Source organism: Acidobacteriota bacterium, assembly GCA_016208495.1.
In the GTDB taxonomy this organism is placed as follows: domain Bacteria; phylum Acidobacteriota; class Blastocatellia; order Chloracidobacteriales; family Chloracidobacteriaceae; genus JACQXX01.
Genome location: JACQXX010000147.1, coordinates 19,996 through 32,463 on the forward strand (window position 1 = coordinate 19,996; position 12,468 = coordinate 32,463).

Below are 12,468 nucleotides of genomic sequence, written 5' to 3' on the forward strand. Positions count from 1 at the left end.
ATGAACTTAGTGAACTACTGACTATTGACTACTGACTACAAACTGGTATCACCCTGGCCCACTTTTGAAGGAAAATATGAGCCAATCCTGGTCTGACAAACACTTTCGGAAACAACGAGCTTTCACTTTACTCACTCTCCTGGCAACCGGGCTGGTTATGTCTGGTCTTTTTAAAATGATCCAGCTTACCCGAGAAGGTCCGATACAGGATGCAGTTTCGATTTATGAACACCGGCTTGCTGGAGTAAAAATGGCCCTCCCGAAAAAAGGAACGCTGGGATACTTGAGCTACCCGCCGTTAACCGACTTAATGGCTGATCGAATTGAAACTCAAAAGTATTTTTTGTCGGTGTATGTGTTGTCTCCGGTTCTGCTTGATTATCAACACGACCACCAGTTGTACCTCGGTAATTTTGAAGAAGGAGTTCCACCTGGATTTCTTGAAGCCCAAAGATTGCTTGTGGTTCAGGATTTTGGAAATGGAGTGTTACTTCTCAAGAAGGGAGCCCACTAATGGCGCTGATTGGGTTGCTGGTTCCCGGATTGCTTGGATTTGCTATCGTCGGGTTGCTCTGGCCAAAAGAAGAAAAACTCGGTTCATCAATGCTTTTGAAAATTTGCCTGGCGTTTGGATTAGGGTCTGGGTTGACATCGGGTACCTACTTTTTATGGCTGGCACTGATCGGAGTCCCAGGGTCTCTATACTATGGCGTGGAGGTGGCACTGACTCTGCTTTTGCTGGCAACACTTGGGTATATCGCTCGGAAGAATGCGGCGACCAGTTCGGTTTCCTGCGTTTTGGATGTGCCGCCAACCACCTCATCAAACGCAGTTTTGTCCTACAGTTTTGTGATTGCCCTGGGAGTTGCAGCTATTTCTTTCTTCTGTTTGCTGGTCTGGAATCCACACGGAGAGTGGGATGGCTGGGCGATCTGGAACCTTCGGGCCAGGTATTTGTTTCGGAGCGGCCTTGAGTGGAAACAGACATTTTCGCCCATCTTGAAATGGTCGCACCCAGATTATCCGCTTGGAATTCCAGCCAGTATTTCCCGATGCTGGACAATGATGAGGGCTGAAACGGTTGCTGTTTCTCAATGTCTGGCAACAGTGTACACGGCGGGAACAGTAGGATTGCTTTTTGCCGCCCTGGCACGGCTCAGGTCCCAAAGCCAGGCCATGCTCGCAGTTCTGGTCTTAATTGGATTTCCGCTTTTTGTGGCTCAGGGAGCGTCACAGTATGCCGATGTTCCCCTGGGGTTTTTCTACCTGGCGACTGTGGTGTTGATTGGTTTGTACTATGACTTGAGCGAACGTAACCCTGGCCTGCTCGTCCTGGCTGGAATGATGGCCGGACTGGCGGCCTGGACCAAAAATGAGGGAATTCCCTTTTTAATGATTGCTTTCTTTGCCCTGGCTGTCGGGTTAACCTGGAAAAAAGAAGTCAACTCAGCAGTGAGTCACTTTCTGACGTTTTGCCTGGGCGCCCTGCCCGGCATTCTGATCCTGATCTATTTTAAACTCTACCTGGCGCCTCCAAATTACCTGACCCAGAATTCGGGACTGGGTGACAAACTGGCCAGAGTCATTGATCCAGGACGTATTTTGCAGATTCTGCAGGCTTTTTTTTCTGAAATTACATTTGCCTACCTGATTCCGGTGTTGGTGGTATATGCCCTGGTTGTCGGGTTCCGCCTGGAATCACGACTCATCCGACCACTCCTTATTTCAGCCGGTATTTTGCTGTTCACCCTCATCGGGTATTTTTTGGTTTATCTCATCACTCCACTTGACCTCACCTGGCAACTGGCCAACTCAGTCAACCGGTTATTTATGCAATTATGGCCGAGCTTTCTGTTTTTGTTCTTTTTGATGGTCAGTGGCCCCGAACAGGAAAAGAAGCCAGACCTGGAACCATTGACTCCTCCTTCAACTTAACCCTGGTCAGTTCCAGTCGTTATATCTGCCCAGGAAAGATCAAACTTCGCGAGGTATTTCCGCAACCGGTCGGCGTCGTTGGCATTTTTCTTCTCAAGGCGCGAATGGGCAAAGAGTTCGCGGCCAGCCTCGGAAATGGATCGGGCTTCACGACATACTTTGAGCACATCTTCGAGCTGAACCCGGTCAAACCGATCCAGGGTAGCGCTTCGTTCTGGTCCGAGCACTTTTTCAACCAGCGAATCGGCTTTCCCCTCCGATGGCAATCGCCACGATTCGCGGAGTCGGCCCAGCTCCTCTTCAACTTCGGCGAGCGAAATCCGGCCTCCATCGGCCAGGGTCGCCATGCGGGTAATGGCGGCGTTTAAATCGCGAAAATTCCCGGCCCAGCGGCCTTCCACCGAAGTGGCAAATGATAAAAATCGCTGGCGGGCTTCTTTATTGATCGTCACCCGGTTGCCCGTAAACCGGGCGAATTGTTCGAGTTCATATTGCAGATTCGGTTCGATATCTTCAAACCGGTCTTTGAGTCCCGGTAGCCGAAAGGTCCAGAGATTGATGCGGGCCAGTAAATCTTCGCGGAAGTTGCCTTCGTGGACCTGACTGGTCAAGTCACGGTTGGTACCGGCAATCAACAGGAAATCGCTGCGGACTTCGTGATCGGCACCCAGCGGCATAAACACCTTTTCTTCCAGCGCCCGCAGCAGCATCGCCTGTTCGTCAACGCCCAGCTCTCCGATTTCATCCAGAAACAGCAATCCACCATCCGCCACACGCAGCAATCCGGGCCGGTTTTGCATCGCTCCGGTAAATGCACCTTTGACGTGGCCAAACAACGTAGACATCGCCGTATCGCCCCGCAGTGTCGCGCAGTTGACATCCACAAACTTCCCCGAAACCAGATGCCGCCCTTTTTTCAACTCATAAATGCGTTTGGCAAGCTGCGACTTCCCTGCCCCCGTCGGTCCCATCAACAGAATTGGCGCCCGCGACACAATCGCCACCCGTTCGATTTGCTCGATCATCCGGTTAAAGCTGGCGTTACGGGTTTCAATGCCTGACTTGAGAAAACTCTGGCTTTCCTGCTGTTCCTGGCGAAACCGCGAAGCAAGCTGGTCATACTTCGAAAGATCCAGGTCAATAACACTAAATTCGCCCGGATGATCGCCTCGAAACCGTTTGGACGGCGAGGTTTGAAGCAAGTTTGCCGGAAAGTGACGCGATTCAGTCAGCAAAAACATACAGATTTGCGCCACGTGCGTCCCGGTCGTGAGATGGATCAGATAGTCCTCGTGTTCGATATCAAACGGATACTGGCGGGCAAAATCGTGGAGCGTCCCGTACACCTGGCCAAAATCCCAGGGATCTTCGAAATCAATTTTCACCAGCCTGACTTCGGTTTCAGGTGACACTGACTGGATGTCGCCTTTGATGGTTTCGGCCAGTTCGGCGAACTTTTCCTGATAGAGCAACTCAAACCGATGGACCAGCAGGTTTTCGTGCTGGCACACGGCCACTGTTGGCCGCCAGCGTTCCCATCGCGTCGGACCTTTCCCGCCATCCAGTGTTGGCCCAAGCAACCCAATCACGACTGTTTGCAGAACGGTCATATCTATTTCTCTACTTTACCTAGAAAATTTTCGAAGAATGATCAAACCATATTTCCTACCAAAAAGCAAAAACACCAACTAAAAAATAAATATTCCTTTTATTATCAGTTATTTAAAAAATATTTTCAAAAATCTTAGTACGTCTGGCACGCCCTGTGCACTATGGAAAGACATCGGAATGAAACGATCTTAGAATTATGAATTATGAATTATGAATTATGAAGAGGTTATCTGATTGAAGATGAAAGAGTTGTCTTTCTCATAACTCATCATTCATCCCTCATAATTGGTATACCTTGTCCGAAGGAGAACATCACAATGGCAAACAAAAACTTGTTTCAGTCACTTCCTGGCACCTTGATTCCACAGACCAACGCCCTCAACAACGAGCGTGTACGGGCGTACCGCTTCAGCCCAAAACATCAGTTGGCGCAATACACGATCACTGGCTGTTTGAACAACACATTTTATGCGTCAGCCGGACAGCAACTTGAGACCGTGTTGGAACTGTGCAAAACCATTGAACCCGAGTTCATTGCGAAAACCGCCGTGTACTGCCGTGAGCGTGGTTTTATGAAAGATATGCCGGCGCTGTTGACAGCGGTGCTTTCAACCAAAGACCGCGATGCCTTTGCCCGTGTGTTCCCTCGGGTGATTGATAACGGCAAAATGCTCCGCAACTTCGTGCAGATGATGCGCTCAGGTGTGGTAGGCCGCAAATCACTGGGTTCATTGCCAAAACGGATGGTGCGCGAGTGGTTTGAGACTCGCACCGAAGATCAAATCTTCGATGCGTCGGTTGGTCAGAGCCCATCGTTTGCCGATATTTTGAAAATGGTTCACCCAAAACCACGCAACGAGCAGCGCGAAGCGTTGTTTGGCTACCTGATCGGTCGCGACATCAACAAAAACCTGTTGCCGGACCGCATCAAACTGTTTGAAGCCTACAAAGCCGGATACCGGGCGGAAGTCCCAGACATTCCGTTCCAGATGTTGACGGCTCTGGAGTTGAAAACACCTGAATGGACAGCCATTGCCCGGAACGCTCCGTGGCAGATGACCCGGATGAACCTGAACACATTTGCGCGGCATGGTGTATTTGCTCAGGAAGGAATGACTGAGTTGATTGCCAACCGGCTGCGTGATCCAAAAGCGGTGAAACGGTCACGTGTGTTCCCATACCAGTTGATGACCGCGTTTATGTCAGCCGATGCCAGCGTTCCAGTCGCGGTTCGGGATGCGTTGCAAGATGCAATGGAAATTGCCCTCGACAACGTGCCTGAGTTCAATGGAAAAGTGTATGTCCTGCCTGACGTGTCAGGTTCGATGTCATCACCGGTAACGGGCTACCGTCCAGGAGCAACCAGCGTGGTTCGGTGTATTGACGTAGCGGCACTGGTCGCAGCCGCCGTGTTGCGCCAGAATCCTCAAGCGGAAGTGATTCCATTTGAACACCGCGTCGTCAACATTGACATCAACCGGCGTGACTCAGTGATGACCAACGCCAAAAAACTGGCCTCAATTGGTGGTGGCGGAACGAGCTGCAGCGCGCCACTGGCGTTGCTCAACAGCCAGAAAGCCAAAGGTGATTTGGTGATCTACGTCTCAGACAACGAGTCCTGGGTAGACGCCAGCCGGGGTCGCGGAACAGCGACCATGAAAGAATGGGCAGTGTTCAAACAGCGCAACCCACGGGCGCGCATGGTGTGCATTGACATTCAGCCATACGGCACAACGCAGGCAGCCGAGGCCGAGGACATCCTCAACATCGGCGGCTTCTCAGACCAGGTCTTTGACGTAATCAGCCTGTTCGCTCAAAACCAACTGGTGGCCGAGCACTGGGTTGGCGTCATCAATCAGGTGCAAATCTGAAATCAGGGTTCGGGGTTGAAAAACCAGGGTTCAGGGTTCAGGGTTCAGGGTTCCGTTTCCCAGACTTCAAGGAAAATGTTCAACCCAAATCAAGCTTCAGTACTGTTGTTACAACTCTGAAGCACAAGAACCAATTGAATTGAGAGACCCTGAACCCTGAACCCTGAACCCTAAAATTGGGCCGAATGCTGCCTGGGACTACATTTGATTAATGAACTGTCTCTTGCATTTCCTTGTCGGCCCTCCTTTTACATCAATTATGAATTATGAATTATGAATTATGAGTGATACCGTCCTGGTCATATCATCGTGCCAGGGAAAAGTTAAACCTTTGAGAAAAATGTCTTTTCCCGCAATTCTGACCAAATAATAGTAAAAGTTAGTTTATGACACCTTCACAAAATAACTTTTTCATAATTCATAATTCATAATTCATAATTCAAAAAGCCTGGTGACGAATGCTTGAAGGAACTACATTTAATTTGCCGGTCCCCGGTTCGAGTCCGGGCTGCGCCGCCACGATGGCGCAGTAGCTCAGTTGGTAGAGCAGCAGACTCGCTTCGGCGGGTTGTTTCTTCACCCCCTTGTCGTCACTTCCTTCCAAATAACCAGAGAAAAAGTTCAGAGTCCCGCCTTCAGGCGGAATGAAATGATCGGGAAGACCTTTTACCGCCTAAAGGCGGGACTCTGAACAAGTTGAGTTTCGGTGACGAATGCCTGAGGAACTACATAGGGGCCCGGAGGCGCCTGGTTCGACTCCAGGGTGTGCGACGTGCTCGCACACAAGCTCAGCGGTTGAGCGTCGGGAAAAAAGGTTTCTCACCACCTTGTCGTCACCTTAAAATACAGGGCTAGGGGCTGAGGGCTGAAGACAATCCAAATATATCAGCCATATAATTTTAAAAACTGATCGGGTTGAGTATGTCGAGTAGTGAAAACACCTGCGAACTCTGTAGCCGAACGGTCCGCCGCGTGACCAGACATCATTTGATCCCACGGGCGCGGCATAAGGTCTATAAACGCAAGAAAGATTTCGATCATTCGGTGCTGCATTGCGTGATTCAAACCTGTAGCCCGTGCCATCGCAACCTGCATGCGCATTTGACCGAACGCGAACTGGCGACCAGCTACAACACGATTGAAAAGCTCTTGACCCATCCTGGTGTGAAGAATTTTACCGACTGGGTTGCCACCAAACCTGATATGGCGCTCAGAGTTCGACGGTCCAGGGCTAAAGGCAGTTAGGGTTCGGGGTTCGGGGTTCGGGGTTCGGGGTTCGGGGTTCGGGGTTCGGGGTTCTTCGAATTGAGTTTCTTTTCGTCCTGTTTGTCCCTTTTGTCCTTTTTGTCTTTATTTCAAACCCTGAACCCTGAACCCTGAACCCTGATTTGCGGCGAATGCCAGAGGAACTACATAAAGATTCTGGTTCACGAAAGTGAGTTCAGGTGCAAATCCTGACGCCTCCATCACTTACGGAGGTGTGGCGGAACAGTAGACGCGCTGGAAAAACCGTTTCTCGCCCCCTTGTCGCCGCTTTCAACCGAATGAAGAATGAAGAATGAAGAATGAAGAATGAAGAATTGAGAATGAAGAATTGAGAATGAAGAATTTCGAAATCCCTGAACCCTGAACCCTGAACCCTGAACCCTGATTTGGTAGCGAATGCCTGAGGAACTACATTCCAGGGTGGAAATCTCGGGTGCGATTCCCGAGTCTGATTGTGAGCAATCAGGTCGTCTAAAAGCAGGACGCCACTTGCGCCATTGGCGCTGTCCGTTTCTCAAAACCTTGTCGCTACTTCAAACCGAATGAAGAATGAAGAATTGAGAATGAAGAATTTCGAAATCCCTGAACCCTGAACCCTGAACCCTGAACCCTGAACCCTGATTCAGGTGCGAATGCCATCGGAAGTACATGCCTGTAACGCACGAGGTCTGGGTTCGAATCCCAGCGATCCCCCCACTATCTTCCATCCAGTATGGGGATTGTAGTTTAATGGCTAGAACGCGTAAAAACCTTTCGACCCTTTTGTCGCACCCTCTTTTTAGGGCTTGGGGCTTGGGGCTGAGGGCTTGGGGTCAAAAACTAAGCACCAGTCACCAAATACCAGTCACCAGATTCAGTCCACAATATGAAGAAAAAAATTGATTCCAAGCGCCACCCAATTGCGAACCACCGTCTGTCTCCGGCTGAAATGGCCGGGATGTTGACCGATGATACCGACGAACTGATTGAAGATCCCGCGCCGGTCCGGAAAAAGAAGGCCGAAGCGCTCGAGAAAATTGCCATGACTGAGACACTCCAGGACACAACCCCGCCAGGATATAACCTGATTGAAACCAAAGACGGCGTTCCGATTAAAGCCTGGACCAAAGGCGTTCCGATTGAACAGGAAGCCCAGCGCCAGTTGCGCAACATTTCGCAATTGCCGTTTGTTTACAAGTGGGTTGCCGCCATGCCGGATGTGCATTGGGGCATCGGCGCCACGGTCGGAAGCGTGATTCCAACCAAAGGCGCGATCATTCCGGCGGCTGTGGGTGTGGATATTGGTTGCGGGATGTGTGCGGTCCAGACGACGTTAAATGCAAATAATCTTCCTGATAACCTTCATAAACTCCGTGAGTGTATCGAGCTGGCTGTTCCACATGGACGAACCCACAACGGAGGCCCCGGTGATCGAGGTGCCTGGGGAACGCCGCCGCCGCGTCAGATTGAGACATGGACCCAGCTTAAAGAAGGCTATGACCGAATTGTGGCCAAACATTCGAAATTGAGCCGAGGGAATGATATCAATCATTTAGGGACACTCGGAACGGGAAATCACTTCATCGAACTGTGTCTGGATGAAGCCAACAACGTGTGGATTATGCTCCATAGCGGGTCACGTGGCGTCGGTAACCGCATCGGTTCATACTTTATCGAGTTGGCCAAACTGGACATGATGCGCAACCTTCATAACCTGCCGGACAAGGATCTGGCGTATTTCATGGAAGGCGCCGTGCATTTTGACGACTACGTTGAGGCCGTATCCTGGGCGCAAAACTATGCTCGCTGGAATCGGAAGTTGATGTTAGAGCAAATCATTGATGCGATGACTGATTCAGGTGAACTCCCTGAGTTCTCTCCGTCAGTTGAAGTCGTGAATTGCCATCACAACTATGTTCAGATGGAACAACATTTTGGCGAAACAGTGTATGTAACTCGCAAAGGTGCTGTCCGCGCAGGTGTCGGTGATATGGGCATCATCCCAGGAAGTATGGGGGCGCGATCCTATATCGTGCGCGGAAAGGGGAACCCCGAGAGCTTTCATTCGTGCAGCCACGGTGCCGGACGGGCCATGTCGCGTAGTGCAGCGAAAAAACGATTTACCGTCGAAGATCACGTCCGGGCGACTGCTGGGGTTGAATGTCGCAAAGACAAGGATGTGATTGATGAAACACCGGCGGCATACAAGGACATTGATGCCGTGATGCACGCCCAATCTGACCTGGTCGAGGTCGTGCATACCTTAAAGCAGGTGTTGTGTGTGAAGGGGTAGGGTTCAGGGTTCGGGGTTCGGGGTTCGGGGTTCGGGGTTTTCGAAAAAGTACGATTCAAGATACCCATATACCCTTCAGGGTCTTGCGGATTTTCCTTTTCGTCCTTTTTGTCCTTTGGGTTTTACCCTGAACCCTGAACCTTGAACCCCGAACCCCAAAGTTATGGTTCCGGCAGGGGTAGGAGCGACTGGCCATGTGTGGTTCCATCACCCAATGCGAGCTGTGTCTCGGATTCCGCAAATCTGAAAATTCGTTCTCCAGATCGCCCCTGCTACGGAGCCGCCCATTTGTAAGGTAACACCAGGTTTTGTTTATTTCTTGGACACGCATCGGGCTCACTGAGTGAAAAACCTGTCTTTCCCTCAGCCCTTAGCCCCAAGCCCGAAAGTGTGCTGCCAGGAGGATAGAGTCATGAAAAGAGAAGTAATTATTAAAGACACCCATCGTGGGTTGTATTATGAAGATGGCGTCCTCACCAAGCTTCTGGAAGGCGGGCGCTATGTGATTCCACGTCATTTTAATCTTGGGTTTTACCGCCGTCCAAAAGTGGAAATCGTCCTGGTGGACATCCGCGAACGAGATTTGACGATTAAAGGTCAGGAAATTTTGACTTCAGACAAGGTCGCGATTCGGGTGAGCATCGTGGTGCAATTCCGGGTGACAGATCCAAAAGCCGCACTGCACGAAGTTCAAAACTACGAAGATCGCCTCTACAGCGACGTTCAACTGGCCGCCCGTCGGTCTCTGGCATCAATGGCGCTCGAAGAAATTTTGACCAACCGCAACCGCCTCAACGAAGACATCCGGCACGATGTGAAAGAAGCGGCAGCGAGCTACGGCGTGGCTATCCTGCGCGCTGACGTGAAGGATTTGATCTTCCCAGGGAACTTGCAGGAAATTATGAACCGCGTGCTGGCAGCCGAACGCATGAGCCAGGCTCAGTTGATCGAAGCCCGAACCAAGGCTGAAGTTCAGCAAATTGATGCGCAGGCCCGGTCTCAGTCACAACATATCGAAGCCGAAACGCAGGCTGACAATCGTCGCACCATTGCCCAAAGTGAAGCTGCGGCCCACACCCTCAAAACCGAAGCCGAAATTCGAGCCCTTCGCGACCGTGCCGAAGCAGCAGACGCATACAACCAGCATCCAGCACTGATGCGGCTACAGGAACTTGAAACCCTGCGTGAGCTTTCACGCACGGCCAACGCCCGCATTTACATCGGGTTTGATAAGCATCAGGAACTGGCAAGCGGCGAGTAGTCAGTACCGCCTGCGTGAGCGGGTGGGTTGTAGAGATCAAAGAGCGAGGCTATGCTACTCGCTATTCGCAACTCACAATTCTTTAAGGAGTTTTCTGTGATTACCATTGACGGATCGTTCGGAGAAGGCGGCGGTCAAATTCTGCGCTCGGCGCTCGGATTGTCGCTTGTCACCGGAAAGCCATTCAAAATTGAAAAAATTCGGGCTGGTCGGAAGAATCCAGGACTCCTTCGCCAGCATTTGACCGCTGTGAACGCCGCCACTCAGGTTGGCAATGCCGAAGCCGAAGGCGCCTCCCTTGGGTCAAAAACCCTGGTGTTCCAGCCTGGAACAGTCAATCCTGGCAACTTCCGGTTTGCAGTCGGAACGGCGGGCAGTGCGACACTGGTCCTGCAAACGATCCTCCCGGCGCTCCTGACGGTGACCGAACGAACCGAACTCACCCTTGAAGGCGGCACTCATAACCCGTTTGCGCCACCGTTTGATTTTTTGTCGAAAGCGTTTCTCCCACGGTTGAACAAGATGGGGCCGAAGGTTTCAGTTCGATTGGACCGACCAGGGTTTTATCCGGCTGGCGGAGGCAAGTTCCACGTCACGATTGAACCTTCTCCGGATGGACTCCTTGGCTTCCACTTACCCGAACGCGGCAAAGTGCTCAATCGCCGCGTGAAAGCTTCGGTTGCCTGTTTACCTCCGGAAATTGCAGATCGCGAATTGACCGAAATTTCGCGCAAAATGTCGCTCGAAAAGCACCACCTGGAAACCGAAGTGTTTGAAAATTCGCATGGGCCAGGCAATGTTGTGACCATCGAAATCGAAAGCGAACACGTCACCGAAGTCTTCACCGGCTTTGGCGAAAAAGGCGTCCGGGCGGAATCGGTGGCCGACAATGCGGTGAAACTGGTGCGGCGCTATCTGACGTCGGATGTGCCAGTTGGCGAATATCTGGCCGATCAGTTGTTGATTCCGCTGGCGCTGGCCGGAGAAGGTTCATTCGTCACGCTTCCACCTTCGCGCCATACCACGACCAATATCGAAATCATTAAGTTGTTCCTGGATGTGGAAATTACGACTTCACAGTTGAATAAAACGGCCTGGGAGGTTAGAGTGGCTGCAAAGTAACCAGTCTGGTTCTTGGTTCTTCGAACGTATTGATTTCCAACCACTAACCACTAACCACTAATCACTAACCACTAACCACTAACCACTAACCACTAACCACATTCTTCATAGGCTTTATGAGACGTGCTTTGTTCAGGATTTGCGCAGTTGCGTGTTTGCTGGTGTTGACGCTGGTGATGGTTGGGGATCGGAGTCGAGCCCAACAAACACCGGCGCTTCGGGTGCTGTTCATCGGGAATAGTTTGACCTACGTCAACCACCTGCCGGCCATGCTTGAAGCGATGGCCCGCGAATCCGGCCAACCACCGCTCGTGTACCAGAGCATTGCCTTCCCTGACTTCAGCCTGGAAGACCATTGGAAACAAGGAGATGCGCGCAGATCAATTTCTTCGGGCAAATGGGATGTCGTTGTCATGCAACAAGGTCCGTCTGCTCTTCCTGAAAGCCGTGTGCTGCTGCTCGAATATGTGAAGAAGTTTTCCAAAGAAATCCGCAACAGCGGCGCCAAACCGGCAATGTATATGGTCTGGCCGGCCAAAGAGCGTTCGTTTGATTTTGAACGGGTCAGCGAGTCCTACCGACTGGCCGCCAAAGAAGCGGGCGGGATGCTCTTCCCTGTCGGAGACGCCTGGCGTACCGCCTGGAAACGCGATGCCAAACTGCCGCTCTACGGCGGAGACAATTTCCATCCGTCAGAAGCCGGAACCTATCTGGCCGCCGCCGTGATGTATGAGCACCTGTACCGCCGAAGCTCCGTCGGCCTGCCAGCCCAGTTCAAGCTCTCCAATCCAGAAGGAAAAAAAGTCAAACTTCCCCGCGAACAAGCTGAAGCACTCCAAACGGCAGCGACTGAGACGAATCAGGGGCAAGACCTGACAGGATTCTCTTCAAACTGATTTCTTAAACTTAAATCCAGTGACCTTCAATTAGAATTAGGAGTAGATATGTTTGAGCTAAAAATATCAAATGTAAGAGATTGGCAAGTAGTATCTATAATGCTCCCCGAAAATCGGACAGGGAAATAAGTTAATTCCGCTGAGGGGAAAAGGAGGAACAGATGAGTACGACGCGAAAAATTCATAGTGCGGAATTCAAAGCGAAGGTGGCATTGGAAGCCATCCGAGGATACA

General features: G+C 51.2%; 9 protein-coding genes. 8 read left to right on the forward strand and 1 reads right to left on the reverse strand.

Features of this window, described 5'->3' with window-relative positions; translation table 11 throughout:
- Window positions 1-76 precede the first annotated feature (76 nt).
- A complete protein-coding gene (locus HY774_27655) occupies window positions 77-514 on the forward strand; it encodes a hypothetical protein (GenBank protein MBI4752282.1) in 438 nt (145 codons plus the stop codon).
- A complete protein-coding gene (locus HY774_27660) occupies window positions 514-1,935 on the forward strand; it encodes a glycosyltransferase family 39 protein (protein ID MBI4752283.1) in 1,422 nt (473 codons plus the stop codon). Before HY774_27655 ends, HY774_27660 begins: the two co-directional genes overlap by 1 nt.
- Here HY774_27660 and HY774_27665 read toward each other — a convergent pair.
- Window positions 1,932-3,545: a sigma 54-interacting transcriptional regulator gene (locus HY774_27665; GenBank protein MBI4752284.1), complete on the reverse strand. Its 1,614-nt coding sequence runs from the start codon at window positions 3,543-3,545 to the stop codon at window positions 1,932-1,934. The two genes, HY774_27660 and HY774_27665, sit on opposite strands and share 4 nt — an antisense overlap.
- Window positions 3,546-3,863: 318 nt before the next feature.
- Here HY774_27665 and HY774_27670 point away from each other — a divergent pair, with 318 nt between their 5' ends.
- The 6 genes from HY774_27670 (at window position 3,864) to HY774_27695 (ending at window position 12,234) form a co-directional block, all read left to right on the forward strand.
- The gene (locus HY774_27670; protein ID MBI4752285.1) at window positions 3,864-5,417 is read left to right on the forward strand and encodes a TROVE domain-containing protein; all 1,554 of its coding nucleotides are present in this window, start codon (window positions 3,864-3,866) and stop codon (window positions 5,415-5,417) included.
- A 921-nt stretch (window positions 5,418-6,338) separates the two neighbouring features.
- A complete protein-coding gene (locus HY774_27675; GenBank protein ID MBI4752286.1) occupies window positions 6,339-6,662 on the forward strand; it encodes a hypothetical protein in 324 nt (107 codons plus the stop codon).
- Window positions 6,663-7,704: 1,042 nt separating this feature from the next.
- Entirely contained in the window at window positions 7,705-8,955 is a 1,251-nt protein-coding gene (locus HY774_27680) for an RtcB family protein (GenBank protein MBI4752287.1), read from the forward strand.
- Between the two features lie 412 nt (window positions 8,956-9,367).
- A complete protein-coding gene (locus tag HY774_27685) occupies window positions 9,368-10,216 on the forward strand; it encodes a slipin family protein (GenBank protein ID MBI4752288.1) in 849 nt (282 codons plus the stop codon).
- Window positions 10,217-10,312: 96 nt separating this feature from the next.
- Entirely contained in the window at window positions 10,313-11,338 is a 1,026-nt protein-coding gene (locus tag HY774_27690; protein MBI4752289.1) for an RNA 3'-terminal phosphate cyclase, read from the forward strand.
- A gap of 128 nt (window positions 11,339-11,466) precedes the next feature.
- Window positions 11,467-12,234, forward strand: a complete 768-nt coding sequence (locus tag HY774_27695) for a hypothetical protein (GenBank protein MBI4752290.1) — start codon at window positions 11,467-11,469, stop codon at window positions 12,232-12,234.
- Window positions 12,235-12,468: the final 234 nt, after the last annotated feature.

Excerpts from the sequence above, each read along its gene's own strand:
- HY774_27655 (MBI4752282.1), top strand. The coding sequence starts at position 77 with ATGAGCCAATCCTGGTCTGACAAACACTTTCGGAAACAACGAGCTTTC.
- HY774_27660 (MBI4752283.1), top strand. The coding sequence starts at position 514 with ATGGCGCTGATTGGGTTGCTGGTTCCCGGATTGCTTGGATTTGCTATC.
- HY774_27665 (MBI4752284.1), bottom strand. The coding sequence starts at position 3,545 with ATGACCGTTCTGCAAACAGTCGTGATTGGGTTGCTTGGGCCAACACTG.
- HY774_27670 (MBI4752285.1), top strand. The coding sequence starts at position 3,864 with ATGGCAAACAAAAACTTGTTTCAGTCACTTCCTGGCACCTTGATTCCA.
- HY774_27675 (MBI4752286.1), top strand. The coding sequence starts at position 6,339 with ATGTCGAGTAGTGAAAACACCTGCGAACTCTGTAGCCGAACGGTCCGC.
- HY774_27680 (MBI4752287.1), top strand. The coding sequence starts at position 7,705 with ATGACTGAGACACTCCAGGACACAACCCCGCCAGGATATAACCTGATT.
- HY774_27685 (MBI4752288.1), top strand. The coding sequence starts at position 9,368 with ATGAAAAGAGAAGTAATTATTAAAGACACCCATCGTGGGTTGTATTAT.